Below are 26,338 nucleotides of genomic sequence, written 5' to 3' on the forward strand. Positions count from 1 at the left end.
CCCACACCCCCGCACAACGCCAGGGAGCCCCGGAGGCATACGCCTCCGGGGCTCCCTGAAACTGTGGGCGCGGACGGTTTCGAACCGCCGACATCTGCTTTGTAAGCTCGGTCAGGGATTCGAATGCGCCCCGCAAGCTGCGCAGGCCGTGCCAGCGGCAGTCTCCGGCGGCCTCCTTCGGCGTCACGTATCCGTCAGGGTTGCCGTCAGTTGTTTCCGTCAGCGACACCCGAGGCGATCACGGACGTCAACGCTCGGGCCGTCCCGCTGTCCCTGAACCGGGGGCGGGGCGCCCGTCAGACGGGCTGGGTGGCGAAGACGAAGAGACTCCCGGCGCTGCGGACAGCGGCGTACCCGTTCGTCGTAAACTGCGGCATCTCCTGGATCCCGGAGGTCAGCAGCTTCTTGTCGCGGGCGTCGAGCGCGGCTCCGGTGCCGTTCAGGTACACGTAGAGGACACCGTTACCCGGGAGAGCGCGCGGCGTGATGTTCACCTCGTCCGCGGCCTGGCGCCACAGCTCCTTGCCGCTCTCCGTGTTCCAGGCGACCGCGCCCTTGCCGTACTGCACAACGGCGGTCTTGCCGTCCGGGGAGATGGCGAGGCCGTCGTCATCGATGGTGCCGTTGGTGTCGATGCCCGGCCCCTCGGCGAGCCGGCGGCCGCTCTTGACGTCGATCAGCGTCATGACCGCTTCGGAATCGCCGTACGAGGACCATTCGAGTAGGGCCTTGTCGCCCTGATACGGCATCAGCCGCGCACTGGTCGCCTTGGCCGAGGTGATCAGCTTGGCGACGGCGGCCGGCGGCGCGAGGTCCTTGGTGTTCCACGCCTTCTTGCCCGTGCGGATGTCCGTGGCGGTCAGCCACTCGGCGTACGGCTGGAAGGAGATGTCCTTCTGCGAGGAGTAGCCGAGACCGGAACCGACCGCCCCCTTGAGATCGATGGACGAGGCTTCGGTGGTCAGGGTCTCCCCGTCACCGATCGGGATGAACTTGGCGCCGCCGGAGCCGCTGGTGTCCACGAGGTAGCCGTGCCTGACCGGGGTGGACATGTGGGTGTCGCCGTCGAAGGAGGAGCTCCCCAGCTTCTCGCCGGACGGCGCGTACATGGTCAGCACGGTCTGGGTCGAGGCCTTCTTCAGGGCGTCCCCCGGGGTATCGACGCGGTTGCGGATCAGCAGGGCCGGCGATCCGTCCCGCCACTCGCCCACCTGCGCGAGGGCCACCGTCGGGGTGGACCCGCCGCTCTTCTCGGGGAGGGCGAAGTCGAACTTCTTGCGCAGCGTGCCTGTCTTGGCGTCGAGGAGCCGGGCGGTGAAGGTGCTCGTGCCCGACTGCCCGTCGCGGTAGCCGGTGACGATGACGGCGTCCCCGACCGTGCAGACGTCGCGCTGCGACGAGTCCTTCTCGGACGCCTTGCCCGCGCAGTTCCCCGCCTCATCGTCCGTCAGACTCCAGGCCGGCTGCGCTGCCAGCCCGGGCACCGGCTTACCCTGGTAGACCGAGCCCTTCGGCGTCGCGGGCGCGGAGTCCGCTGCCTTTCCCGTCTCCCCGCCGCCGGCCTTGGCACCGGCGTCCGCCCCTCCGGAGCACCCGGTCACGAGACCCGCGGACAGCACCAGTCCGAGCGCCACCGTCATTCGTATGCGATTCAACTTCCGCGCCCGTCTTCCCTCTTGAGTGATCACGCCCAATAGACCACCTTACTTCGATCATGACCCGCCCCTGCCCGGCAGCGCCCGCAGGCCGACCGAGATCGTCGAGCACAAGACCCGCAGCTCAACTCATTCTGAAACGAGCAGGCCCGCTACCAGAACACCATCGCCGGCGCGGCGTACGGCTACGGCGCCCACGGCCCGCAGGTGCGCGAGGTCGGCGAGGCCCTGGTCGCCCGCGGCTTCGGCGCGTACTACCAGGTCGGACCGGACGAGGACTGGCGGGACGCCGACACCCTCAACTACCGGGCCTACCAGCGCAGCCTCGGCTACTCGGGCACGGACGCGGACGGGGTGCCCGGCGAGTCCTCCCTGCGAGAGCTGCTCGGGCACCTGCCCAACGAGACCGTCATCCCCCTGGCCCACATCATCGCCGCGGCCCGCACCGATCCGGACGCCGAGCAAGGCCACCAGACCTACGGCGCCGAGGCCCGCATCGTCGAGCAGGCCCTGGCCGACGAGGGCCTCCTCGAACGCCGGTGGGTCGACGGCAGCTTCGGGACCAGGACCGTCGCCGCGTACCGCTCCTACCAGCGCAGCCTCGGCTACGGCGGTTCGGACGCCGACGGCATCCCCGGCCTCGTCAGCCTCACCGAGCTCGGCCGCCGCCGAGGCTTCACCGTCACCAACTGACTGGAGACCACCACCATGACCGACTCCGCCCGCCGCACCGCACGGACTGCCTTCGCCACGGTGCTCGGCGTCGCCGCGGCCCTGCCGCTCCTCGTCCAGACGGCCGGCCTTCCGTCCGCCCTGCCCGGCCTCGGCACCCTGCTGACCGTGGCCGCCGCGGTCACCCGTCTGATGGCCCTGCCCGTGGTCAACTCCTGGCTCCCCGGCTGGCTCCAGATGACCGCGCCGAAGGCCGCCCTGCCGGACCCGCGCGACCCGGACCCGTCCGCCCGGGGTGGCCTGTGACCGTACCCTCCGACCCGGCGACCGCACTGGAACTCGAACGCCTGCGTGGCGTCGTCGGCGAGGGGTTCGCCGAGGTCAAGGGCGGGATCGCCCTGCTCGTCCAACGGTCCGACCAGGTCGAACGGGCCATCGGCGAACACCGCACCGAGCTGAGTGACCTGAACGAGCGTCTGGCCGAACTCGAACACGCCCGCGAGGCAGACGTCGCCCTCGGCCAGGAGGACAGACTCCGCCGACTCGAAGCCGGCCGCTGGCCTCTCCCCACCATCGGCGCCCTGACCGGCCTCGCAGCGCTCGCCGGCACCCTGATCCCCCTGTTCGTCCGCTGAACCACCGCGCCCCCTTGCCCGGCCACGGCCGGGCAAGGGGGCGCTTCGCTGCGTTCAGGGGAGGCGAGGCCGGCCGTCCGTTACAGGATCGTTATCTTGCTCATTGTGCGCCAATTCCCAATAAAGGATATCGTTAATTGGCGCATATCAACGCGGCTCTGACCTGGGATGATGCGCGTCCATCTATTAATTTATACTATTCTGCACATTAGCAAAGACTTGCATTTGTCGAAGTCGGTTCACCATTTACATGACCGCGACAAGTCTATCGACCAAACCCTCGCAGACCTACCCTGACCTGGCAATACGGGGGCCGAGAAATGCCTGCAGGGAGTCAACTGAGGCTTTGGGTGTACATCGACAATGCACTGGTTCGCATACTGCCAAATTGAGCCCGGAAAGGGCTGGCTGTGCTGTACTGATCCGCGACATAGGAACAGCCGGGGCCGGAGTTTTGAAGGACGCCCGACCCCGGCCTGTGTCGCCGAATCGCATTCAAGTCACTGAAGCTGACAGCGAGGTATCAGCATGGCAGACGGCCACCGCGCCAGCCAACAGATCACCACCATGAGCCACGGTCTCACCCGGCTGGAGGCTGGCTTACGGGACTCCCGCGAGACGGAGCGGACCTTGATGGCCAGGATCGCTCGGCTGGAGGAGCGCCTCACTGACCAGCAGGCTGAGATCAACCGCCTGAAGGGATCCCTTGCGTCGACCCTGGCGTCCTTCAGCGTCGATCTGAGGGCGAGCCTGGCGAGCGTCAACCTGAAGATCGTCACGTTGGGCCTCGCGTCCGGAATCGGAAGCGGTGGACTTCTCCACTTCATCAGCGGCTAGCAACTCGGGCCGCGTTGGCCCGGCTGATGAGCCTCGCGCTCATCAGCCGGGTGCCGCTTCCGGTAGGAACTACCCCTGAGCAAGGGCTTCGCCGAGCACCGCGTGCGTGCGACCAGTGAGCTGCTGGTTCAGCAACTCAGCCCGCGATCGGATCAGGCCTTCACGGTAGCCGCTCGGCAGTCGGCCCCACACGCCCGACGCCATCTCAGCAGCCCCGGCCTGGTCGCCGTCAACCCGTAGGCAGGCAGCGGTGTCCATTGCCAGCAGCGCCCGTGCCATCACCGATGGGGAATCCGTGAGGTTGAGGGCCTCTTCCTGGGCGACGTAGGCGTGGCCAGAGTCGCCGAGCAGCGTGTACGCCTGCGAGAGGTGCACGAAGTGCTTCTGTTCGGGGTAGCCGAACCACGTGTCGGCCGCCTCGGCGCCGTCAAGGCGCTCCGCGAGGGTGCGGACGTCGTCGACCGCTCGCCAGGCGCTTTCGTGGTTGCCGGATGCCGCGAGAGCTCGGGCGGTGACCGCCGCCGCTAGGGCGCTGGCTGCCGTCGGACCGTCGCCGGCCTCAAACCGCGCACGTTCGGCGATCCGCGCCGCCGCCTCAGGTGCACCGTAGTTGAGCGGCACCATCGCGTGCCGGGCCAGGACCCAGGCGATCATCCGCTGATCCCCCGACTCCCGCGCGGCCCGCTCGGCGGTGGCGAACCACTGGAATGCGCCGCGCTGGTCGCCTCGGTCGTGCTGGACGATGGCGACCAGGCCCGTGATCCCGGCGGCCGTCCAGGCCAGATCCGCCCTGGCGTGCGGAGGATGCGGGCGGTTGAGAACGTCCCGGAGGAGGTCGAGGTCAGACAGCATCTCGGCAAGGACCCTCTCCGGCGGCCGCCCTCGATAGCCGCCACGGTGCCGCTCGAAGGCTGCCTCCAGGTATGCAAGATCGCCGTCCCCGGATGGTGTGAGCGCCGACTCGATCCCTTCGCGAGCCTGGGCAATGCCAGGCAGCACCACGACGCCGGCTGCTGCCGCGACCCCTACCCCGATGAACTTCCGACGGTTCACCTTGTCCTCCGTGCCGTGCTCGCGCCGATGCCGCCGAGATCGGGCTACGGCCTCGGCCACCTGGTCCACGGGAGGACCGTAGGCGTCAGCGATGCCCTGGAGCGAGGGCTGGCGCGGAATCCTCTTCTCCGTTTCCCAGTTCTTAACCGTGTCCGGGCTGCACTACTCACCTGTCTCTTCTCCGACTGCGGCAGCCTGTTCCTCCCGCGTCAGCCCAGCTCGCTCGCGGCTCTCACGCAGTAGCTCGCCGATCCCGTTCGGGGTGACGGTCACAGACTCCCCCTCGTTCGTAGGTGACGAGGCCTCAATTGTGGCCTACAAATCGGCCCCCTTCGTGGCCCCTCTCCTACGGCATGCCCACGGCGTTGACTGGCTACAGCCGCTCCTCAGGAAAGAGCCGGACAACCGGCCCTGGGGCCTGCTGAGTGGCTGCTGGCGGCCCTGCCAATGCGTCCCCCGACAGGGCAGGGCCGCCACACCAACTCACGTCCGCGAGAGATCTGGAGCGCTTCCCCATGACCACCGCCGACCGACCGCGGCACCCCCGGAGCCTCAACGGCGCCGCCGAGCTTGCGCGCGTCGACCCCGGTAACGGCCGCCGACCGCCGCGCCAGGTGTCGCAGGAGAACGCCGCCGCGACCCGGGCCCGCATTCTGCAGGACGAGCACCGCAGTGACGGCGGGCAGTGCGTGAGGTGCGACACGCCGTGGCCCTGCACCATCGCGGCCGACGCGTTGTACGGGGGCGCCTCGTGATCGCCAAGCCTCCCCGGTGCCTACGCGCCCTCAGTCGCTTCGGCGAAGGGGGGCGCGTTCTGCTTCCCCCGCACAGTCTGACCTGCAGAAACAGCATGATCATTTAGGAGAGATTTAGGAGATGATCTTGCGTAGTCGGACTGTATATCGCCAGGGAGAGGGCGTAGGAAGATCGTATAGATGCAGAAGACCCAGGTAGGGAGACCTTCCCTAACCTGGGCCTTTACCGCTATTCCTGCTTTTCAGACTGTGGGCGCGGACGGTTTCGAACCGCCGACATCTGCTTTGTAAGAGCAGCGCTCTACCGCTGAGCTACGCGCCCCCGGCCGTGGCCCGCATCGGGCGACGACGACTGCCTAGGGTACCTGGTCCGGGAGGTGGTGTGGTGCAGGTGGTCGGGGAGTGGGACGGGTGGGGTGCCGGTGGGGCGGGGTGATCGGGAAGAATGGGCGGTGGATCAGCGGTCGGAGCAGGGAGCGCGCAGTGAGGGTGGCCGGCGGGAGCAGGCGGGGGCGGCGGCCGGGGAGTGTGGTGGCCGAGGCGCTGGTGTTGCCGCTCGTGGTGGCGGGTGCGCTGGGGGCGACCGGGGCGGCGGCGTTCGGCAGTACCGGTGGCGGGCGGGGCGGCGGCTGGTGGGGGCGGCGTGGCGGCGAGGGTGTGCGGGCGGATGCCAAGGCGGCCCGGGACGCGGCGCAGCAGGCGTTCTACGAGTTGGACTCGACCCAGCGCGAGGTGCGGCTGGCCGTGGAGACGGTGCGCGCGGCGGAGGACGGTGCGACGGTCCGGCAGGCGGCGGCGGACTTCGAGGCGATCTCCGGCCGGGTGGACCAGGTGACCGTGAACTACCTGGCGGCGTTGGACGCGCACGACCTGGACGCGGAGGAGCTGGAGTCCGGGGCGGCGGCGCGGGCTCGGCGCCAGTTGGAGGACGTGAAGGGGCAGCTCGGGCAGGCGCTGGCGGAGCTGAACGGGTTCCTGCAGCGGCTGCAGCCGGTGTTGCAGCACGCCGAGTCGCAGCTGATGCGGGTGACGCCGGCGGTGGAGCAGGCGAAGCGGGCGCTGCTCGCGGCGACCAACGCGCTGGAGGCGGTGCGCGGGGCGGGCCTGAAAGCGGACGATCTGGCGGCCCGGCTGGCCGAGCTGGCGCCGGAGCTGGGCCGGCTGAACGAGGGCGCGGCCCGGCACGGGGTGGCGGCGACGTTGCAGCGTGCGGAGCAGGTGAAGGAGCGGGCCGAGGCGGTCGCGGCGGATGCCTCGCACCTGCCGGAGCGGGCGCGGGAGATCGACCGGCGGGTGGCCAGCCTGCGGACCAGGATCCAGGCGTTGGAGACCAAGGCCGCCACGGTGGAGCCGGCGCTGAGCGAGTTGCGCCGGCGGTTCTCCACCTCGTGCTGGCAGGACCTCCAGCGGGTGCCGGACCAGGTGGCGGAGGCCGGGCGCGCGGCGGAGCAGAAGCTCATGGAGGCGGCGCGGGCGCGCGACGAGCAGCGCTGGGCGGACGCGACGGGCGCGATCGGTACGGTGCGCGCCCTGCTGGACACCGCGGACGGCTCGGTGGTCGCCGTGAACGAGCGGCTGCGGCAGCTGAACGAGGTGCAACACGACCCGAACCGGGAGATCGAGCGCACCCGCTTCGCGCTGCGCGACGCCCAGCGGCTGGCGATGGCGGGGCGGCAGGCGCCGGACCCGCGGCACGCGGCTCCGCTGGACGCGGCGGTCGGGCGGCTGGACCGGGCGGTGGCGGAGCTGGAGACGGCCGGCCGGCACCCCGACTACTGGCACTTCCTGACCGAGCTGGCCGGGGTGCGGGAGTCGGCAGCGAAGGTGGTCGAGCTGATCCGCGAGGACATCGGCGGCCACCGGTAGCGCCCAGGGGGACCACCGTCAGCAGGGCAAGGACAGCACAAGGACAGCGCAAGGACAGGAAGAGGACAGGGCAAGAGCAGGGCAAGGGCAGGGAGAGGAATCACGCACCAGGAGGTAGTTACCCGTGAGTAACTTTGTCGGCTAGAGTCGCGCCATGGCTCGTAAGCGCAACATCTCCGCCCGCACGTTCCGGCGCGGGATCAACCTCTGGCCGCCATTCCTCTTCGCCGGGATCAAGGTGCTGGCCGTCTCGGACGACTTCCGGCGGACGAAGGTCCGACTCCGGCTCGGGCGGCTGAACCGCAACTACGTGGGCACGCACTTCGGCGGGTCGATCTTCGCGATGACCGACCCGTTCTGGATGCTGCTGGTCATGCAGAACCTCGGGCGCGACTACGTGGTCTGGGACGCCGCTGCCGAGATCAGCTTCGTATCGCCCGGGCGCGGCGACATCTTCGCCGAGTTCGTGCTCACCGAGGACCGGCTGGCCGAGATACGCGAACTCACCCAGGACGGCAAGAAGGCCCTGGTCTGGTTCGACACCGAGGTCCTGGCGGCGGACGGCTCCGTGGTCGCCCGGGTGCGCAAGCAGCTCTACGTACGGGAGAAGCGCCGCACCGCCTGAACCGGGCTACCCTGCGGGGTATGCCACGCTACGACTTCCGCTGCCGCTCCTGCGGCGCCACCTTCGAACTCCGCCGCACGATGGCGCAGGCCAACGACCCGGCGGTCTGCCCGCAGGGACACGAGGACACCGTGAAGCTGCTGTCGGCCGTCGCCGTCACCGGCGGGGCCTCCGGCGGCGCCGCGCAGCAGGCCCCGTCCGGAGGCGGGGGCGGCTGCTGCGGCGGCGGTTGCTGCGGCTGACGCCGCCACCGAGGGCACCGGCACCGGATGCGCGAACACCGGACGCACAGACACCGGACGCACAGACACCGGACGCACGGACACCGGGCGCACCCCGCGCCGGGCCAAGCAGTCAGCCCACGACGACCGGGCCGCTCACCGGGCCCACCGCGTCCACCGGGCCCACCGGGCCCACCGCGTCCACCGGGCCCACCGCGTCCACCGGGCCGACCGCGTCCACCGCGCCCCGGACCCGGGCCAGGAACTGACGGACGATCTCCTCCCCAGCCGCCACGCCCACCTGGTCGAGGGCGGTCACGCCGGGGGCCGTCCAACCGCTGTCGGCGAGTTCGCCGTGCCCGGGGCGCCAGGCGGCGTCGGCGGCGAGCAGCAGGTCGGCGTCGAGCAGCGAGTCGCCGGCCGCCAGGACGGTGGCCCCGCCGACCCGCCGCTCGACCTCGGCCAGCGCGGCGCTCTTGCTGAGCGGCGCCGGCACCGCGTACACCTTGCGGCCCTGCAGCGAGACGGCCCAGCCGCGCTCGGCGCACCAGCCGGTGAGTTCGTCCAGCCAGCCGGCCGGCAGCTCGGCGCGCTCCACGACCAGGTAGGCGAAGAGGTCGTCGGCGACCCGCCGCTTGTGCGTCCACTCCGGGTCGGCGCAGAGCGCCAGGTGCTCGACCACCTCGGCCAGCGGCGCCGAGGCGGTGGCCAGGCGGCCGGCCACCTCGGTCTGCCAGTCCTCGTCCGGAACGCCGTCCACGAGCAGCCGGCCGCCGTTGCTGCAGATCGCGTAGGACGGGATCCAACCGGGCGTCGGGCCGGGCAGGTTGACCCGTTCGTACTGGGTCCTGGTCCGGGTGGTGGCGGGGACGAGGAGGGCCTCGCGGGCCAGCTCCACCAGCAGTGCGGCGGCCTGCTCGGTCATGAACGAGAGCGCCTTGCCGTCGTGCACCTCGACCGAGAGCAGCCGCGGGGCGAGCCGGTCGGGCACGTCCAGGGCGAGGGCGCGGTTGGAGTAGATCAGGGTGCGGTCGAGGTCGCTCGCGACCAGGTAACCACTGGGACTCATCGGGCTCAGGACTCCTTCACCAGGACGGCCGTGCCGGAGGCACCGGTCGCTCCCCGACTGTAGCGGGGGTGGATCAGGCCCACGCAGGAGTACGGCAGGTCGTCCACCTCCTCGACGGGGACGCCGCGCTGGGCGGCGAGCAGGCGGACGTGGTCGAGGTCGGCGCCGGTGCCGCGGCGGGCCAGTACCCGCCAGGGGACGCGGCGCAGCATGACCCGGGTGGTCTCGCCGACGCCGGGCTTGACCAGGTTGACGTTGTCGATGCCGTACTCGGCGCTGATCCGCTCGACGGCGGCCCAGCCGGCCCAGTCCGGCGTACGGTCCTCGGCGGCGAGCCTGGCCGCGGCGCCGACAGCCTCCTCCCGGACTTCGGCGAAGTGGTCGGCGACGGTGTCCAGGAAGGCCTCGGAGACGTCCCCGCCGGCCAGGTCGGTGTAGTGCTTGGCGCCGTGGAAGTCGTCCGGGCCGATCAGGTCGGCGCGCAGCACGGTGCGCGAAATCAGGCCGGATACGGTCGAGTTGAGGCAGGCGGACGGGATCAGGAAGTCGTCCCGGGTGCCGTAGGTGCGCACGCAGCGGCCGGGGTCGGCGAGGACGGCCAGCTCGGGGTTGAACGCGGATCCGGCCAGGGCCCCGGCGAGTTCGCGGGTGATCGCGCCCTTGCCGGTCCAGCCGTCGACGAACACCACGTCGGGGGCGTGGTGGTGGGCGTCCAGGTAGCGCAGGGCGACGGGGTCGATGCCGCGGCCGCGGACGATCGAGACGGCGTAGTGCGGGGTGTCCAGGCCGTGCGCGAAGGCGAGCCAGCGACGGATCAGGACGCCGACCGGCGTACCGGCGCGGGCCAGTGAGGCGAGCACCAGACTGCGGCCGCGTTCGCGCACCAGCGTCTCGGCGACGGTGCCGACGGCGAGCGCGATCCGGCGGGCGGAGACCCGCAGGGCCTGGTGGAACAGCTCCTGGTAGGCGGGGCTGGGCTGGTACTCGACCGGCAGCGACTCGGCGTAGTGGGCGCCGCCGTTCTGGACGGCCTCCTCGCGCTCCTCGGTGGGGGCCTCCAGCGGGACGTCGGAGAGGTCCTTGAGCAGCCAGGCCACCTCATCGGGGCGGTAGGAGGAGAACTCCGGGCCGTACAGCGGCCGGGGCAGGCGGCCCGGCCGGTGCGAAGGCCGGTGAGAGGGCCGGTGCGAGGGCTGGTGCGAGGGCTGGTGCGAGGGCAGGACGGCGAGCACCACCCGGTCGGTGACCTGGCGCAGCTGCGTCAGCAGGGCCCGCTCGCCCTCGTGCAGGGCGGGGGTGTCGGCGACGTCGTCGACCACCAGGACGATGGCGCCGAAGCGGCGGGCCGGGTCGGTGCCGGGGGCGACGTTGTAGGCGAAGCGCTCGCGCGGGGCGGAGTCACTCGGGTCGTCGTGGGCGGGGAAGGCCAGCCGGGTGCGGATAGCGTAGCCGGGGTCGTCGACCGCGAGGACGGGCGAGCGGGTGGTGGTGGAGTAGCGGACCCGCTCGTCGCCACCGGGCAGGAGCTCCGCGAGTGCGCCGGCCAGGCGCAGCGGCGCGTACATCAGCTCCTCGAAGCCGAGGACGAGCACCCGCCCGCCGTCCCCGACAGGCTCCAGCGCCGCGGCCAGCCGGGAGGCCAGTTGCGGCAGCGCGGCGTCGAGTTGCCCGCGGTGCTCGGCGGTGAAGCCGTGCCGGCCGCCGTCCGGGAGGCCCTCGGGCCAGTCCAGGGCGGCCCGGACCAGCGGGGCGGCCTCGGCGGGCGGCAGCTCCGGCGCCGGGCCGACCTCGGCGATCAGGCGTTCGGCGCGGTCCAGGATGTCGGCGGGCAGCTCGACGCCGCCGCTGGCGGCGGCCACCAGGTCGAGCCGGGTGCCGAGTTCGGCGGCGGTGTCGGCGAGCCGGCGGCGGTCGGCCTCGTCACGCAGGTCGACCAGGGCCACCACGACGTAGTGGCCGCGCGGGTTGCGGCCGTGCAGGTCGCGGATGGTGTTCAGCACGGTGTTGCCGGTGGAGAACTCGTCGTCGACCAGCACGAGCGGGCCGTCCCCGGCGAGCAGCGCGGGGTCGGCGGGCAGCAGCAGGTGGGAGGTGGCGTGCGAGTGCTCCTCCTCGAAGCCGCCGACCGGGGTCACCCCGTCCACCGGCCGGCGGGTGGAGTGCAGGTAGGGGGCGTCCAGGCCGTCGGCGACGCTGTGGCCGAGCCCGGTCGCGGTCTCGGCGTAGCCGAGGACGACGGCGTGCGCGGCCGCGTCCTCGCCGAGCAGCTCGCGCACCCGGCGGCCGAGGTCGAGGCCGGCGCCGTGGACGACGGACGGGCGCTGCGGGACGTGCTTGCCGAGCACGGTGGAGACCAGCAGGTGGGCGCGCTTGCGGTTCTCGCGCAGGGCCAGGCCGACCAGTTCGGGGAGCCGGTCGGAGCCGGTCAGGCCGACGCCGGCCCGGTCGGCCACCCAGCGGCCGGTCCACTCTTGCTGTGCTGTCACTACTGGTCCTGCCTTCGATGGTGCGGAGTCGTGCGGGTTGCTGCGGGGCGGTACCGGGTCGTGCGGGTCGGTGCAGAGCAGCGGTCGAGTCATGCGGGGCGGTACCGGGTCGTGCGGGTCGGTGCAGAGCAGCGGTCGAGTCATGCGGGGCGGTACCGGGTCGTGCGGGTCGTTGCGAAGTCGTACAGGTCGGCGCGCGTCGTTCCGCGCGCGCCGGTCGGCCGGCCCGGGCCTCAGCCGCAGAGGCAGGCCGAGAGCAGCTCCGCGAAGCTGACGTCCTCCCGGGCCACCCCGAACACCTCGGCGCGCAGCAGCACCCGCTCCGCCCAGGCCCGGTGCGGCTTGGCCTCGTTCATCTTGTTGGTGTACGCCGAGCGCAGCACGCCGCCACCGCCGCGCTCCTGGTCGAGGATGTCCCGGGCGTCGGAGTACTCCTCGTGGGTGACCACGGAGAGGGCGTGCACGGCGGGGACGTGGCTGGGGTGGATGCAGGTCTTGCCGAGCAGGCCGTTGGCCCGGTCGAGCTCGAACTCGCGGATCAGGCCGTCGAGGTCGTGCTCGATGATCCGCTGCCGGACCGCCTCCCCGGAGGGCTCGGCCTCGGCGAACGGGGTGCGGCGCAGCTGCGGCTTGAACATCCGCTCCTGGACGGGGAAGTACTCCCAGACCGGCCCGGTCACGGTGAACCCGGTGCCGTCGGCCCGGCCGAGCACGTTGACCACGTCCCCGATCACCGCCGCGACAAGGGCGACGTCGTACGCGGTGAGGTCGGGCGAGCGGCGCAGGCCGTACGCGGAGCAGAGGTCGGTGACGCCGAGGCGGACGGCGAGGACGCGCTCGCGGTACTTGTCGAGCAGCCGGGCGATGCCGAAGAGCTGCTCGCGCCGGGTCTCCAGGTGGGCCAGCTCGGGGGACTCCAGGACGGGCATGGCGAACAGCCGCCGGCCGGTGGCGGCCTCGGCGGCGGAGAGCGCCTCCAGGTACGCGCCGCCGTTCTCGTCGGTGAACTTCGGCAGCACGAAACCGGTGAGCAGTCCGACCGCCGGGCCGAGCCGGTCGGCGAGGTCGGTGATCTGGGAGGCCGCGCGCACTCTGATGAAGAGAAGGGGCAGATCCTGTGTGCAATCGGTGGAGATCTGAGCAGCCTCGGGGGCCGCCGAGGCCCCGCCGGACAGCTCGCCGAGCTGCGCGACCAGGTTGGCCTCGGCGGCGGTCACCTCGTGGTCGGCGATCGAGTCCTCCAGGCAGAGCACCATCGAGACCACGCCCCGGGCCGCCTGCTTGCGGATGTCCGCACCCAGCGTGGGCCTGGTGGCCGGGCTGTACAGGGTCGCGCCGAGTGCGGTGGCGAGCACGGCCGCTTCGCTCTCCGGGGAGAAGGCCCGGGGCTGTTCGAGGAAGAGCCGGCCGCGTACGTCGTCGGCGAGGTGGCCGAAATGGCGCAAGGTGCTCTCCTCAGGGGTTGCGGCCGCCCGTTGGGGCGGGTGCGAAGGGCTCGGGGTGTACGGCAGGCTGCTCGGGCGGGTACGCGGTGCGGTGCTCGGGTACGCCCGGGGCGGTCAGGCGCGGGGCGGGCGGCGGATCAGGCGTGGATACGGGGTGCCGAGGTCGGAGCGGGGCGGTCGGACCCCGTCCCGGAGTGCGGGGCCTCACCGTGGTTAACCGGCCCGCCGGGCGCTGTGGTTCCCGGCCCCGCGCGTCTGATTACCCCCTGCCGAACCCCCCGGGGCCCTCTGGCCGCCTATCGTACGGACGACTTCCGGCCGAATGCAGCTCGGAAACATCGAATTCTCGGAAGGTTACCCTCCGCTTCACAAAGCGCAAGCGTTGGCAAAGTCCCACCGTTTCGCCACCTTCGGTCACGTTGTCCGAAGGGGTGGCGAACAGGCAGGATGGTCGGCTATGACGCACGTGATGGCCAAGGGCGCCAACATCGCACTGCCGGTGGCGGCGGTCCGCGCCGTGCTGCGCTGGAGCGCCACGCCCGGTGCGCCGGACGTGGACGCTTCCGCACTACTGCTCGGCGCCGACGGCAGGGTCCGTTCGGATGCCGACTTCGTCTTCTACAACCAGCCGCGCCACCCCTCGGGGCTGGTGCGCCACCTGCCCAAGCAGCAGACCGCCGCCGGCGCCGAGATCGCCGACACGATCGAGGCCGAGCTCGGCAAGCTGCCGCCCGAGGTGGACCGGGTGGTGCTGGCCGGCTCCTCCGAGGGCGGTTCGTTCCGCTCGGTGACCGGGCTGCGGGTGCTGCTCTTCGACGCCGCCGGCGGGGACGGCGCACCCGCGCTCGCCGAGTTCTCGATCCCGGAGGCCGACGAGGTCACCGCGCTGGTCGCGGGCGAGCTCTACCGGCGGGCCGGGTCCTGGAAGTTCCGGGCCGTCGGCCAGGGGTACGCCTCCGGGCTGATCGGCCTGGCGACCGACTTCGGCATCACCGTCGAGGACGACGCCGGCAACTCCGGGTTCTCGGACTCGGTCGCCGCGGCCGCCCCCGCGGTGGACCCGCGCACCGCCGTACCGGACCCTCGCCCGGCCGTGCGGGCCGAACCCGGCACGTTCACCCTGGCCCCGGCAGTCCCCCAGCCGCCGACGACGGCCCCGGCCGTGCCCGCCAACACTCCCCCGCCGCCGACGGCCCCGCCCACCATGCCGCCGACCGCCCCGCAGGCCCCTCCGAGCCCGCAGCCGGCGTACGGCTACCCCCAGCCGGGCCCGCAGCAGCCCGCGCCGCACCAGCAGGGCGGCTACGGCTACCCGCCGCAGGCGCCACGGCCCGCGTACGGCTACCCGCAGCAGCAGCCCTACCCACAGCCCCACCAGGCCCCGAACCACCAGGCCCCGAACCAGCCCGCACCCAACCAGCCGCCCCCCGGCTACGGCTACCCGCAGCAGCAGCCCCAGCAGGCCGGCGGCTACGGCTACCCCCCGCCGAACACCGGCCCTCAGCCCCAGCAGGCGCAGCCCCAGCAGCCCCCGGCCACCGCCGAGGAGTTCGCGCTGCCGCCGCAGGGCCCGCAGTTCCAGCCGCGCTGAGCCGGCCCGGCCCGGGGCCACCACCCCGGGCCGGGCCGACACAACCCCCAGCCGGCCCCGCCCGCTCCCGTCTGCCCCGGCCTGCTCCCGCCGCCCCGCCTACTCCGGCGCCGAAGCGTTCTTGTACCCCCGCTGCCACTGCATCCCGAAGCCGTACAGCCGGTCGATGTCCGCCTGGAACCCGTTGACGTACCGCACCTCGCGCCGGACGGTCAGCGTGTTGTCCCCGGTGTTCTCGATCAGCACCACCGCGCAGGAGCGCGCCGCCGCCGCCCGCTCCTCCAGCTTGATCTCGATCCTCGGGCCGGTCTGCGGCACGATCGTCACCACCGCGTTGGCCTGCTCGAACGCGGGCGTGCCGTCGTAGATGTAGACGAAGATGAGCAGCCGCTTGAACTGGTCCTTCTTCTCCAGGTTGACGTACATCGTCTCGCCGGACGGCGCCCCGTACTGGTCGTCCCCGCTGAGCTTGACGTAGGGCGCGCGCTGAAGGTCGCCGAAGTAACCGCCGAGCGGCTGGACCACGCCCCGGCTGCCGTCGGAGAGTTCGTACAGGCAGGCCAGGTCGAGGTCGACGTTGAGCTGCGCGGCCTGGTGGGAGTCCGGCTCCATCGGGCTGAGGATGCGCGGGCTGAGCCAGCGCTTGAGGGTGTCCCGGCCGGACGGTCGCGGAGCTCCTATCCGGGTGGTCCAGTGCAGGTTGACGTAGAGGTAGCCGGTGGTGGCCGCGGCCCCGGTGATCGCGTGCTGCGGGGTCGACTTGGTGAGCGTGACCTTGTGCTGCCCGCCCGGGTCGAGGGTGTTCCGCTCCCCGCGCAGGTACTCCCAAATCGAGGCCATTCCAGTCCTCCCCCTGGTCCCGCCAGTCGATCTGACGGTCCACCGCTCCATGATCGGGCATCAGCCCGCCCGCCGGAAAGCCGGACCTCCCACCCGCCGGACTCCCTACCCAGCCCCATACCCCGAACACCGGCCGGCACCACGGACGGCCGGCAACGGCGGGTCGGTTGGCGGGGGGAAGCCCGCCTCCCGTAACATGCCGCCCCTTCGGACGCGATATCGTCTAGCCGCACAGGTGTCCCGCCCGCCCCTTGCCCGGGTTGTGGCGGACGCGCCGGCAGCAACGACGCACCGTCAGGCCCGGTCCCGGGGACGGAACCTGACCGCCTGTGTCCACTGTGACCTGTCCCCTGCGGAAACCCGAGGCCCGACCCGCAATGAACCTGACCTCCATACAGCTGGTCTGGACCGTCATCGGCGGCGCAGCCCTGCTGTTCACCGCCATCCTGGTGGCGACGCTGCGCTTCAAGAACACCGGCAGGACCGAGGAGTCGGGCGACTCCTGGGAGCGCAGCGAGGAGCGCCGCCGGCGCAAGGAGATGATCTACGGGATCTCCTCCTACGTCCTGCTGTTCTGCTGCGCCGGCGTCGCGGCCGCGCTGTCGTTCCACGGCCTGGTGGGCTTCGGCAAGGAGAACCTGGGCCTGTCCAACGGCTGGGAGTACCTCGTCCCGTTCGGTCTGGACGGCGCGGCGATGTTCTGCTCGGTGCTTGCCGTGCGCGAGGCCAGCCACGGTGACGCGGCGCTCGGTTCGCGCCTGCTGGTCTGGGTCTTCGCGATCGCCTCGGCGTGGTTCAACTGGGTGCACGCCCCGCGTGGCGTGTCGCACGACGGTGCGCCGCAGTTCTTCTCCGGTATGTCGATCTCGGCCGCGATCCTGTTCGACCGGGCGCTGAAGCAGACCCGTAAGGCGGCGCTGCGCGAGCAGGGCCTCGTCCCGCGTCCGCTGCCGCAGATCCGCATCGTCCGCTGGCTGCGCGCCCCCCGCGAGACCTACGCCGCCTGGTCGCTGATGCTGCTGGAGAACGTCCGCAGCCTGGACGAGGCGGTCGAGGAGGTGCGCGAGGAGCGCCAGGCGAAGATGGACGCCAAGGTCCGCGCCCGCAGCGCCGACCGTCGCGAGCGTGCCGAGCTCAAGGCCATCTCGCGTCAGGGCGGCATGCTCGCCCGGGCCCGCGGCGGCCGCCAGGTGCCCGCGCTCACGGCTGCCGGCGACGGCCCGAGCGCTTCGGAGCCTGCCCTAGCCGCTGACGCCGACGCCACCACCGAGAGCACTTCGTCCGCACTGGGGCACACCCCGATGAGCGCCCTGGACGCCGGCCGCCGCCCGCGCGCCGCCGTCGGCTCCTCGTCGACCGGCTCGTCCTCCTCGCTCGACTCCTCCGCGTACGGCTCGTCCTCCTCCTACGGCTCGTCTTCTTCCTACGGGTCGTCCTCCTCGTACGGCTCGTCCTCGTCCTACGACTCGACCTCCTCCTACGGTTCCTCCGACGAGCCGTCCTACCGCAGCACCGGCAGCGGCAGCTCCTCGTCATACCGCAGCTCGGCCATCGACCTGACGGCCGACGACGACACCCTGTCGATGCCCAAGCTGGACTCGCTGGAGCGCAAGCTGCGCGCCATCGAGCAGCAGTTGGGCTAGCACCGCGGGGCAGAGCCCCCGAGCACGCCGAACGGCCGCCCCCTTCACGGCGAAGGGGGCGGCCGTTCCGTTTCCGCCCGAGCGCCACCGGGGCGCTGCGGGCGGGCTGCTACTTGCCGGTGCTCACCAGCTCCCGCTCCTCGCCTCCGTCGCCGTCGGCGGACTCGCGCCGGTTGCGCAGGATCGACGAGCCGAGGGCGAGGCCGATGAAGGCGACACCGATCAGGCCGGTGACCATCTCCGGGATGTGGTACTCGATGCCGACCATCAGGATCACCGCGAGCGCGCCGATCGCGTAGTGCGCGCCGTGCTCCAGGTAGACGTAGTCGTCCAGAGTGCCCTTGCGGACCAGGAAGACGGTCAGCGAGCGGATGTACATCGCGCCGATGCCGAGGCCCAGGGTGATCTGGAAGATGTCGCTGGAAATCGCGAACGCGCCGACGACGCCGTCGAAGGAGAAGGACGCGTCCAGCACCTCCAGGTACATGAAGAGGAAGAACGCGGCCTTTCCGCCCACCTGGACGATGGACTTGCCGCTCTTCTCGGCGGCCTCCTCCTCTTCGGCCTCTTCCTCCAGGCCCGCCTCGAAGACCGAGGAGAGCCCGTTCACGACGAGGTAGGTGACCAGGCCGAGCACACCCGCGAGCAGGACCGTCTCGGCGTGCTCACCGGCGAAGAAGTTGGACGCCAGCAGCAGCGTGACCAGCGCGACGACCGTGGAGAAGGCCTCCAGCTTGCCGACCTTCTCCAGCGGACGCTCGATCCAGGCCAGCCAGTTGTAGTCCTTCTCCTCGAAGATGAAGTCGAGGAAGATCATCAGCAGGAAGACGCCACCGAAGGCCGCGATGGCCGGGTTGGCAGCCTCCAGGTACTGGGCGTACGTCATCCCCTCGTACGTCTTGTCCGAGTGGAGCGCGAGGTCGATGACCGTCGCCGGGTTGAGGTGCGCGGTGAGGCCGACCACCAGCAGCGGGAAGATCAGCCGCATACCGAAGACGGCGATCAGCACACCGACGGTGAGGAAGATCTTCTGCCAGTACGGGTTCATCCGCTTCAACACCGTGGCGTTGACCACCGCGTTGTCGAACGACAGGGAGATCTCCAGGATGGAGAGGATCAGCACAATGCCGAATCCCTCGGCTCCCCAGAGCAGGCCGGCTGCGATCAGCCCGATGACGGTGATCGCGAATGACCAGCCGAATGTGCGGAGGAACACGGGACTTGGTTACCTTTCGAGTTCATGGCGCCGCCTGCGGCCGAAGCGCAGCAGGCGAGTTTCGCGCCTTTACTGTACGTTTACGCCGAAATCGAGGGCAATACCGCGCAGGCCCGAGGCGTACCCCTGGCCCACTGCCCGGAACTTCCACTCCCCCGCGTAGCGGTACAGCTCGCCGAAGATCATCGCGGTCTCGTTGGACGCGTCCTCGGAGAGGTCGTAGCGCGCGATCTCCTGTCCGTCCACGGAGTTGACCACGCGGATGTAGGCGTTGCGCACCTGACCGAAGTTCTGGAGCCGCGACTCGGCGTCGTAGATCGACACCGGGAAGACCACCTTGTCCACCTGCGGCGGGACGAGGTCCAGGTTGACCAGCACGACCTCGTCGTCGCCCTCGCCGTCGCCGGTGAGGTTGTCGCCCTGGTGCTCGACCGAGCCCTCGGGGCTCTTCAGGTTGTTGTAGAAGATGAAGTACTCGTCGCCGAGCACCCGCCCTCCCGAGCAGAGCAGCGCGCTGGCATCGAGGTCGAACGGCGCCCCGGTGGTCGAGCGGGCATCCCAGCCGAGGCCGATCTGCACCTGCGTCAGATTCGGCGCGGCCTTGGTGAGCGAGACGTTTCCACCCTTGGCGAGCGTGACACTCATGGCTGTCCTTCCTCCCTTTGCCTCCCGGGGCGCATCTCAGGTCTATTCCCCCGTGGCCCCGCCCGGCCTCTTCCGGCCGGCTGAACTTCCTGAACTCCTATCCTTCCAGTGCGTCCGGGCAACGCGAAGCCGGGGCGGGCGCCGACGTCTCGCATCGGCGGCCGCCCCGGCCGGTGGTGCTCCGTCAGGCCGCCAGGGCCCGCCCCGGGCTCAGACGTTGACGCCGAAGTCCTGGGCGATTCCGCGCAGGCCGGAGGCGTAGCCCTGGCCGATGGCGCGGAACTTCCACTCGGCACCGTTGCGGTAGAGCTCGCCGAAGACCATCGCGGTCTCGGTCGAGGCGTCCTCGGAGAGGTCGTACCGGGCCAGCTCCTTGTTGTCGGCCTGGTTCACCACCCGGATGAACGCGTTGCGGACCTGGCCGAAGTTCTGCGTCCGGTTCTCGGCGTCGTAGATGGACACCGGGAAGACGATCTTGGACACGTCCGCCGGAACGGTGGCCAGGCTGACCTTGATCTGCTCGTCGTCGCCCTCGCCCTCACCGGTCAGGTTGTCGCCGGTGTGCTCGACCGAGCCGTCGGGGCTCTTCAGGTTGTTGAAGAAGACGAAGTTGCCGTCCGTGCCGACCTTGCCCTGGTCGTTGCAGAGCAGGGCGCTGGCGTCCAGGTCGAAGTCCGTGCCGGTGGTGGTACGGACGTCCCAGCCGAGGCCGACGACCACGGCGGTCAGGCCGGGGGCCTCCTTGGTGAGCGAGACATTGCCGCCCTTGCTCAGGCTGACACCCACTTGTCCTCCAAGAATCGGGAGGCACGCCGTGGTGCCCCCGTGGTGCGGTCCAAGGCGTCGGCGGCGGTTGCCCCCGGGCCTCTGACCAGCCAACGGACCGATCGTAGTGCCGGGTTCCCGTCCTGGGCAGGGAACGGGCCCGGCGTGGCTGTTCGAATTCTCGGCCGGACCGGGCGCGCAGGGGCGGAGAGCAGGCTCAGAGCGAGCCGAGGACCTTCAGGTACTCCTGCTCGTCACGGGCGTCCGGCAGGTCGTTGACGACGCTCCAGCGGACCACGCCGGCCTTGTCGATCACGAAGGTGCCGCGGACCGCGCAGCCCTTCTCCTCGTTGAAGACGCCGTAGGCGCGGGAGACCTCGCCGTGCGGCCAGAAGTCGGAGAGGAGCGGGTAGTCCAGGCCCTCCTGGTCGGCGAAGACGCGCTGGGTGAACGGCGAGTCGTTGGAGACGCCGAGCACCTGGACGTCGTCGTTCTGCAGCCGCGGCAGCTCCTTCTGGATCGCGCAGACCTCGCCGGTGCAGACGCCGGTGAAGGAGAACGGGTAGAAGACCAGGACGACGTTCTTCTCGCCCCGGAAGTCGGAGAGCTTGACCAGCTCGCCGTGCTGGTTCTTCAGCTCGAAGTCCGGAGCCTCGGTGCCGACCTCGATGGCCATGGTGGGACCTTTCTGACGCGACGGGGCCGCGCGGCGGGCGCGGCGAGCGACATCCTCGCATCCGTTTGCACCGATTCGGCCGAACGGGTGAGGCCGCCGGCATCCGGGGCGGTCACTTTCGCCCTGGGCGAACGCACTCACCGGCAGGGGCTCCAGTCGCGACGGGGATACGACCGGGCCCCGCTGGAGCTTCCTCCAGCGGGGCCCGGTCCTGGTTCGCGGCTCAGCTCCGCGGGGCGCTCAGCGCTTGCCCGCCTTGGTCGCCTTGGTCGCCAGGCGGGTGGCGGCCCAGTCCTTGGCGATCGCGATCGAGCTGGTCTGAGAGAGGCCGGCGGTCCGCGCCGCATCGGCGATATCCGAGGCCTCGATGTGACCGTCGCGGCCGGTCTTGGGCGTGAGCAGCCAGATCAGGCCGCCCTCGGCCAGGTACTCCAGGGCGTCGACGAGGGCGTCGGTCAGATCCCCGTCGTCGTCGCGGTGCCACAGCAGGACGGCGTCGGCGACGTCGTCGTAGTCCTCGTCGACGAGATCCGTCCCGGTGAGCTCCTCGATGCCTTCGCGGAGTTCCTGGTCAGTGTCGTCGTCGTACCCCAGCTCCTGGATGATCTGGTCCTTCTCGAAACCGAGACGGTGCGCCGGGTTGGACTTGTCCGCGGGGTCCGCGGTCGCGCTCACGGGAATAACCTCCAGTATTCGGCCCGGCATCCATGCCGAGGCTGTGGCCGTAGTCCACACGGGCGCGGCGGTTCGCGCAAGTACCCGACCCCCGATCCCCTCCAAAGGTTGACGTGTCGCACGGGAACACGCCGGTCGAGGTGTCGCGAATCACACCGATTTGCCCTTCTCTGTGTGAGGCAAGGATGCTTCGGGTGGTCCCGGTCCACAGGCCGTACGCGTGCCCGAGATGCGAACGGCATTCGGGTCCGCGCGAGCGCGGGCGTAGAGTCTCCTGTTGGCCCTCACCCCGACCGCCCGCCATCGGACGGTCGGGCAACCAGGTCGGACCACCTCTTTTCGTAACACCCGGTGGTGCGCGGCGCAGGCAACAGCGCCTGATCCGCACGCCGCCAGACCGTACCGCCCACCAGGCGGAATGGTTACCGATCGGTAGAGATGACGGATCTCCGAGCGCGGTAGCACGATGGAGGCGGCGCGACACACCTCAGTTTCGACCGACAGTGAAGGAACAGCGTGGCTTCCGGATCCGATCGCAACCCGATCATCATTGGCGGCCTTCCGAGTCAGGTCCCGGACTTCGATCCCGAGGAGACCGCGGAATGGCTGGAGTCGCTTGACGCGGCCATCGACGAGCGGGGGCGCGAGCGCGCCCGCTACCTGATGCTCCGCCTGATCGAGCGCGCCCGCGAGAAGCGTGTCGCCGTGCCCGAGATGCGCAGCACGGACTACGTCAACACCATCGCCACCAAGGACGAGCCCTTCTTCCCCGGTAACGAGGAGATCGAGCGCAAGGTCCTCAACGCCACCCGTTGGAACGCGGCCGTCATGGTTTCGCGCGCCCAGCGCCCGGGCATCGGCGTGGGCGGCCACATCGCCACCTTCGCCTCCTCCGCGTCGCTCTACGACGTCGGCTTCAACTACTTCTTCCGTGGCAAGGACGCCGAGGGCGAGTCCGGCGACCAGATCTTCTTCCAGGGTCACGCCTCCCCCGGCATCTACGCCCGCGCGTTCCTCCTGGACCGACTGACCGAGCAGCAGCTCGACGCCTTCCGCCAGGAGAAGTCGAAGGCCCCGTACGGCCTCTCCAGCTACCCGCACCCGCGGCTGATGCCGGACTTCTGGGAGTTCCCGACCGTCTCGATGGGCCTCGGCCCGCTCGGCGCGATCTACCAGGCCCGGATGAACCGCTACCTGGAGCACCGGGGCATCAAGGACACCTCCGACTCGCACGTCTACGCCTTCCTCGGCGACGGCGAGATGGACGAGCCGGAGTCGCTGGGCCAGCTGTCGCTCGCCGCGCGCGAGAGCCTGGACAACCTGACCTTCGTGGTCAACTGCAACCTGCAGCGTCTGGACGGCCCGGTCCGCGGCAACGGCAAGATCATCCAGGAGCTGGAGTCGCAGTTCCGCGGCGCCGGCTGGAACGTGATCAAGCTCGTCTGGGACCGCAGCTGGGACCCGCTGCTCGCGCAGGACCGCGACGGCGTCCTGGTGAACAAGCTGAACACCACGGTGGACGGCCAGTTCCAGACCTACGCCACCGAGACCGGCGCGTACATCCGCGAGAACTTCTTCGGCGGTGACCTGCGGCTGCGCAAGATGGTCGAGAACATGACCGACCAGCAGATCCAGCACCTGGGCCGCGGCGGTCACGACCACGCCAAGGTGTACGCGGCGTTCAAGGCCGCCCGCGAGCACAAGGGCCAGCCGACGGTCATCCTCGCGCAGACCGTCAAGGGCTGGACGCTCGGCCCCAACTTCGAGGGCCGCAACGCGACCCACCAGATGAAGAAGCTGACGGTCGAGGACCTCAAGCGCTTCCGCGACCGCCTGCACATCCCGATCACGGACAAGCAGCTGGAGGAGGGCTACCCGCCCTACTACCACCCGGGCCGTGACTCGGAGGAGATCCAGTACATGCACGACCGCCGCAAGGAGCTGGGCGGCTACGTGCCGACCCGCAAGGTGCGGCCGCGGCAGCTGGAGCTCCCGGGCGACGACGCCTACAAGGCGGTCAAGAAGGGCTCCGGCAACCAGACCATCGCCACCACCATGGCGTTCGTCCGGGTGCTCAAGGACCTGATGCGCGACAAGGGCATCGGCAACCGCTTCGTGCCGATCGCCCCGGACGAGTACCGCACCTTCGGTATGGACTCGCTGTTCCCGTCGGCGAAGATCTACAACCCGCTCGGCCAGACCTACGAGTCGGTCGACCGCGAGCTGCTGCTCGCGTACAAGGAGTCGCCGACCGGGCAGATGCTGCACGACGGCATCTCCGAGGCCGGCTGCACCGCCTCGCTGATCGCCGCGGGCTCGTCCTACGCGACCCACGGCGAGCCGCTGATCCCGGTCTACGTCTTCTACTCGATGTTCGGGTTCCAGCGCACCGGCGACCAGTTCTGGCAGATGGCCGACCAGCTGGCCCGCGGCTTCGTGATCGGCGCCACCGCCGGCCGCACCACCCTGACCGGTGAGGGCCTGCAGCACGCCGACGGCCACTCCCAGCTGCTGGCCTCGACCAACCCGGGTGTCGTCGCGTACGACCCCGCGTACGGCTTCGAGATCGCGCACATCGTCCAGGACGGTCTGCGGCGGATGTACGGCTCGTCGGCGGAGTTCCCGCACGGCGAGGACGTGTTCTACTACATGACCGTCTACAACGAGCCGATCAAGATGCCGGCCGAGCCGGAGAACGTCGACGTCGAGGGCATCCTCAAGGGTCTGCACCGGTACGCGCCCGGCACCGCCGGCCAGATCCCGGCCCAGATCCTCGCCTCCGGTGTGGCGGTGCCGTGGGCCCTGGAGGCCCAGCGCATCCTCGCCGAGGAGTGGAACGTCAAGGCCGACGTCTGGTCCGCGACCTCCTGGAACGAGCTGCGCCGCGACGCGGTGGAGGCCGAGGAGTTCAACCTCCTGCACCCGGAGGAGCAGCAGCGCGTCCCGTACGTGACGCAGAAGCTCCAGGGCGCCGAGGGCCCGTTCGTCGCCGTGTCCGACTGGATGCGCGCGGTGCCGGACCAGATCTCGCGCTGGGTGCCGGGCCCGTACCAGTCGCTGGGCGCCGACGGCTTCGGCTTCGCCGACACCCGTGGCGCGGCCCGTCGCTTCTTCCACATCGACCCGCAGTCGGTCGTCCTGGGCGTGCTCACCGAGCTGGCCAAGCAGGGCAAGATCGACCGCAGCGCCCTGAAGGACGCGATCGACCGCTACCAGCTGCTCGACGTGGCGGCCGCCGACCCGGGCGCCGCCGGCGGCGACGCCTGACCGGCCGCTAGGGCCTGAAGGGGCCGGACCTCCCCCGTGGAGGTCCGGCCCCTTCGTCCTTCCCGGGCTCGTCGGGCGGGTGTCAGATGTGCACGGCGGGGCCGGCGTCGGTGGCGCCGCGGCGGGTGAGGAGGCCGAGGAGGGCGGCCGCGAAGGCCACCACGGAGGCGACCGCGAAGGCGAGCGACATACCGCTGACGAAGGAGTCGTGGACGGCGCCGGCCATCGCGTCGACGGCCTGCTGCGGGGTGCCGGGCGGGGCCGGCGGGGCGATGCCGAGCTGGGCGGCCTGGTTGAGCCCCTCCACCTGGGCGCTCTCGACCGGCGGGAGTCCGGCCTCGGCCCAGTTGCCGGGCAGCACGTCGGTGACCTTGGCGGCCATCAGCGCGCCCAGGACGGCGGTGCCCAGGCTGCCGCCGACCTGCATGGCGGCCTGCTGGAGGCCGCCGGCGACGCCGGAGAGCTCCAGCGGGGCGTTGCCGACGATCACCTCGGTGGCGCCGACCATGACCGGGCTGATGCCCAGGCCCATCAGGACGAACCAGAGCGACATCACACCGGTGCCGGAGCCCGCGTCCAGGGTGGACATGCCGAACATCGCGGCGGTGGTGATCAGCATGCCGGCCACGATCGGGATCCGCGGGCCGAGCCTGCCGATGGCCAGGCCGGCCAGCGGCGAGCCGACGATCATCATGCCGGTCATCGGCAGCAGGTGGACGCCGGCCGAGACCGGCGACATCCCGTGCACGTTCTGCAGGTAGAAGGTCACGAAGAAGATCGCGCCGAAGAACGAGAAGGCCATCAGCGCCATCAGCAGGGTGCCGGCCGACAGCGGCAGCGAGCGGAACAGGCTGAGCGGGACCAGCGGCTCGCGGGCCTTGCCCTGCCAGAACGCGAAGAGCGCCATCAGGACCACCGCGCCGCCGAGGAAGAGCACGGTCCGGGTGTCGCCCCAGCCCCACTCGGGCGCCTTGATGATGCCGAAGACCAGCGCGAACATCGCCACCGAGAGCAGCACGATGCCGGGGATGTCGAAGGACTTGGCGGCGTTCTCCGCCCGGACGTCCTTGAGGATCCAGATGCCCAGGGCCAGCGCGATCAGGCCGACCGGGATGTTGATGAAGAACACCGACTCCCAGTTGACGTGCTCGACCAGCAGGCCGCCGACGATCGGGCCGGCCGCGGTGGACGCGCCGATCACACCGCCCCAGATGCCGATCGCCATGTTGAGCCTCTCGGCCGGGAACGCCCCGCGCAGCAGGCCGAGCGCGGCCGGCTGGAGCAGCGCGCCGAACAGGCCCTGGAGGACACGGAAGGCGATCACCATCCGGATGTCGCTGGCGAAGCCGATCGCGGCCGAGGTCGCGGCGAAGCCGACCGCGCCGACCAGGAAGGTGTTCTTGTGGCCGAACCGGTCGCCGATCTTGCCTGCGGTGATCAGGAAGACGGCCAGGGCCAGCAGGTAGCCGCTGGTCACCCACTGGATCTCGGAGGGCGCGGCCTTGAGGTCGGCCTGGATGACGGGGTTGGCGATCGCGACGATCGTGCCGTCCAGGGCGACCATCATCACGCCGACGGCGACGGTCAGCAGGGTCAGCCAGGGGTGCCCCTGGAGGCGGCTGCCGGACGGAGGCTTGCGCTGCGGCGGCACGTCCGCCTTGGCGCTCTTGACGACGGACTGGCTCATCTGGGCCCTCCGGG

The 26,338-nt window shown here is 70.8% G+C and carries 23 protein-coding genes and 1 tRNA gene; 11 read left to right on the forward strand and 13 right to left on the reverse strand.

Annotated features, from left to right (window positions below; genetic code table 11):
• Positions 1 to 296: 296 nt before the first annotated feature.
• Entirely contained in the window at positions 297 to 1,655 is a 1,359-nt protein-coding gene (locus ACZ6NC_RS27645; RefSeq protein WP_465736469.1) for an outer membrane protein assembly factor BamB family protein, read from the reverse strand.
• A 165-nt stretch (positions 1,656 to 1,820) separates the two neighbouring features.
• Here ACZ6NC_RS27645 and ACZ6NC_RS27650 point away from each other — a divergent pair, with 165 nt between their 5' ends.
• The 4 genes from ACZ6NC_RS27650 (at position 1,821) to ACZ6NC_RS27665 (ending at position 3,799) form a co-directional block, all read left to right on the forward strand.
• Entirely contained in the window at positions 1,821 to 2,348 is a 528-nt protein-coding gene (locus tag ACZ6NC_RS27650) for a peptidoglycan-binding protein (RefSeq protein ID WP_465736516.1), read from the forward strand.
• Between the two features lie 15 nt (positions 2,349 to 2,363).
• Complete coding sequence (locus ACZ6NC_RS27655; RefSeq protein ID WP_465736470.1) at positions 2,364 to 2,633, forward strand: hypothetical protein; 270 nt, start codon at positions 2,364 to 2,366, stop codon at positions 2,631 to 2,633.
• Positions 2,630 to 2,962 (forward strand): hypothetical protein, encoded by a 333-nt coding sequence (locus ACZ6NC_RS27660; RefSeq protein WP_465736471.1) that lies wholly within the window; start codon positions 2,630 to 2,632, stop codon positions 2,960 to 2,962. Before ACZ6NC_RS27655 ends, ACZ6NC_RS27660 begins: the two co-directional genes overlap by 4 nt.
• Positions 2,963 to 3,490: 528 nt before the next feature.
• Positions 3,491 to 3,799, forward strand: coding sequence for a hypothetical protein (locus ACZ6NC_RS27665; protein ID WP_465736472.1), 309 nt, complete (start codon positions 3,491 to 3,493; stop codon positions 3,797 to 3,799).
• A 69-nt stretch (positions 3,800 to 3,868) separates the two neighbouring features.
• Here ACZ6NC_RS27665 and ACZ6NC_RS27670 read toward each other — a convergent pair whose 3' ends face one another.
• Positions 3,869 to 4,921, reverse strand: coding sequence for a transcriptional regulator (locus ACZ6NC_RS27670; RefSeq protein WP_465736473.1), 1,053 nt, complete (start codon positions 4,919 to 4,921; stop codon positions 3,869 to 3,871).
• Positions 4,922 to 5,367: 446 nt separating this feature from the next.
• On the opposite strand from ACZ6NC_RS27670, the gene ACZ6NC_RS27675 reads away from it, so the two are divergent.
• Complete coding sequence (locus ACZ6NC_RS27675; RefSeq protein ID WP_465736474.1) at positions 5,368 to 5,607, forward strand: hypothetical protein; 240 nt, start codon at positions 5,368 to 5,370, stop codon at positions 5,605 to 5,607.
• Between the two features lie 250 nt (positions 5,608 to 5,857).
• Here the strand turns inward: ACZ6NC_RS27675 and ACZ6NC_RS27680 are convergent.
• Positions 5,858 to 5,929, reverse strand: a tRNA-Val gene (locus ACZ6NC_RS27680).
• Between the two features lie 209 nt (positions 5,930 to 6,138).
• On the opposite strand from ACZ6NC_RS27680, the gene ACZ6NC_RS27685 reads away from it, so the two are divergent.
• The 3 genes from ACZ6NC_RS27685 to ACZ6NC_RS27695 all read left to right on the forward strand — a co-directional run bounded on the left by ACZ6NC_RS27685 (position 6,139) and on the right by ACZ6NC_RS27695 (position 8,340).
• Positions 6,139 to 7,473, forward strand: a complete 1,335-nt coding sequence (locus tag ACZ6NC_RS27685) for a hypothetical protein (RefSeq protein ID WP_465736475.1) — start codon at positions 6,139 to 6,141, stop codon at positions 7,471 to 7,473.
• 154 nt (positions 7,474 to 7,627) lie between these two features.
• Positions 7,628 to 8,098, forward strand: coding sequence for a DUF4442 domain-containing protein (locus ACZ6NC_RS27690; protein WP_465736476.1), 471 nt, complete (start codon positions 7,628 to 7,630; stop codon positions 8,096 to 8,098).
• Positions 8,099 to 8,118: 20 nt separating this feature from the next.
• Complete coding sequence (locus tag ACZ6NC_RS27695) at positions 8,119 to 8,340, forward strand: FmdB family zinc ribbon protein (RefSeq protein WP_329487465.1); 222 nt, start codon at positions 8,119 to 8,121, stop codon at positions 8,338 to 8,340.
• Positions 8,341 to 8,452: 112 nt separating this feature from the next.
• Here ACZ6NC_RS27695 and ACZ6NC_RS27700 read toward each other — a convergent pair whose 3' ends face one another.
• From ACZ6NC_RS27700 to ACZ6NC_RS27710, 3 genes are all read right to left on the reverse strand, one after another.
• Complete coding sequence (locus tag ACZ6NC_RS27700) at positions 8,453 to 9,388, reverse strand: HAD family hydrolase (RefSeq protein WP_465736477.1); 936 nt, start codon at positions 9,386 to 9,388, stop codon at positions 8,453 to 8,455.
• 5 nt (positions 9,389 to 9,393) lie between these two features.
• The gene (locus ACZ6NC_RS27705; protein ID WP_465736517.1) at positions 9,394 to 11,967 is read right to left on the reverse strand and encodes a phosphoribosyltransferase; all 2,574 of its coding nucleotides are present in this window, start codon (positions 11,965 to 11,967) and stop codon (positions 9,394 to 9,396) included.
• A gap of 140 nt (positions 11,968 to 12,107) precedes the next feature.
• Positions 12,108 to 13,319 (reverse strand): HpcH/HpaI aldolase/citrate lyase family protein, encoded by a 1,212-nt coding sequence (locus ACZ6NC_RS27710; protein WP_465736478.1) that lies wholly within the window; start codon positions 13,317 to 13,319, stop codon positions 12,108 to 12,110.
• A 457-nt stretch (positions 13,320 to 13,776) separates the two neighbouring features.
• On the opposite strand from ACZ6NC_RS27710, the gene ACZ6NC_RS27715 reads away from it, so the two are divergent.
• Complete coding sequence (locus ACZ6NC_RS27715; RefSeq protein WP_465736479.1) at positions 13,777 to 14,910, forward strand: TerD family protein; 1,134 nt, start codon at positions 13,777 to 13,779, stop codon at positions 14,908 to 14,910.
• A 99-nt stretch (positions 14,911 to 15,009) separates the two neighbouring features.
• Here the strand turns inward: ACZ6NC_RS27715 and ACZ6NC_RS27720 are convergent, their stop codons facing one another.
• Positions 15,010 to 15,750 carry a Tellurium resistance gene (locus ACZ6NC_RS27720; protein ID WP_465736480.1) on the reverse strand — a complete coding sequence of 247 codons (741 nt, stop codon included), beginning with the start codon at positions 15,748 to 15,750 and terminating at the stop codon, positions 15,010 to 15,012.
• Positions 15,751 to 16,127: 377 nt separating this feature from the next.
• On the opposite strand from ACZ6NC_RS27720, the gene ACZ6NC_RS27725 reads away from it, so the two are divergent.
• Positions 16,128 to 17,393, forward strand: a complete 1,266-nt coding sequence (locus ACZ6NC_RS27725; RefSeq protein WP_465736481.1) for a DUF2637 domain-containing protein — start codon at positions 16,128 to 16,130, stop codon at positions 17,391 to 17,393.
• A gap of 109 nt (positions 17,394 to 17,502) precedes the next feature.
• Here the strand turns inward: ACZ6NC_RS27725 and ACZ6NC_RS27730 are convergent, their stop codons facing one another.
• The 5 genes from ACZ6NC_RS27730 to ACZ6NC_RS27750 form a co-directional block, all read right to left on the reverse strand.
• Positions 17,503 to 18,609 (reverse strand): DUF475 domain-containing protein, encoded by a 1,107-nt coding sequence (locus tag ACZ6NC_RS27730; RefSeq protein WP_465736482.1) that lies wholly within the window; start codon positions 18,607 to 18,609, stop codon positions 17,503 to 17,505.
• 69 nt (positions 18,610 to 18,678) lie between these two features.
• A complete protein-coding gene (locus ACZ6NC_RS27735) occupies positions 18,679 to 19,254 on the reverse strand; it encodes a TerD family protein (RefSeq protein ID WP_465736483.1) in 576 nt (191 codons plus the stop codon).
• Between the two features lie 210 nt (positions 19,255 to 19,464).
• The gene (locus ACZ6NC_RS27740; RefSeq protein ID WP_465736484.1) at positions 19,465 to 20,040 is read right to left on the reverse strand and encodes a TerD family protein; all 576 of its coding nucleotides are present in this window, start codon (positions 20,038 to 20,040) and stop codon (positions 19,465 to 19,467) included.
• A 196-nt stretch (positions 20,041 to 20,236) separates the two neighbouring features.
• The gene (locus tag ACZ6NC_RS27745; RefSeq protein WP_465736485.1) at positions 20,237 to 20,695 is read right to left on the reverse strand and encodes a peroxiredoxin; all 459 of its coding nucleotides are present in this window, start codon (positions 20,693 to 20,695) and stop codon (positions 20,237 to 20,239) included.
• 240 nt (positions 20,696 to 20,935) lie between these two features.
• Positions 20,936 to 21,370, reverse strand: coding sequence for a DUF3052 domain-containing protein (locus ACZ6NC_RS27750; protein ID WP_396319602.1), 435 nt, complete (start codon positions 21,368 to 21,370; stop codon positions 20,936 to 20,938).
• A 516-nt stretch (positions 21,371 to 21,886) separates the two neighbouring features.
• Between ACZ6NC_RS27750 and aceE the strand changes: the two genes are divergently transcribed.
• The gene (aceE, locus tag ACZ6NC_RS27755) at positions 21,887 to 24,637 is read left to right on the forward strand and encodes a pyruvate dehydrogenase (acetyl-transferring), homodimeric type (RefSeq protein WP_465736486.1); all 2,751 of its coding nucleotides are present in this window, start codon (positions 21,887 to 21,889) and stop codon (positions 24,635 to 24,637) included.
• Between the two features lie 82 nt (positions 24,638 to 24,719).
• Here aceE and ACZ6NC_RS27760 read toward each other — a convergent pair whose 3' ends face one another.
• Positions 24,720 to 26,324: an MFS transporter gene (locus tag ACZ6NC_RS27760; protein WP_465736487.1), complete on the reverse strand. Its 1,605-nt coding sequence runs from the start codon at positions 26,322 to 26,324 to the stop codon at positions 24,720 to 24,722.
• Between the last annotated feature and the right edge of the window lie 14 nt (positions 26,325 to 26,338).

Source organism: Kitasatospora sp. NPDC041988 (assembly GCF_055588525.1).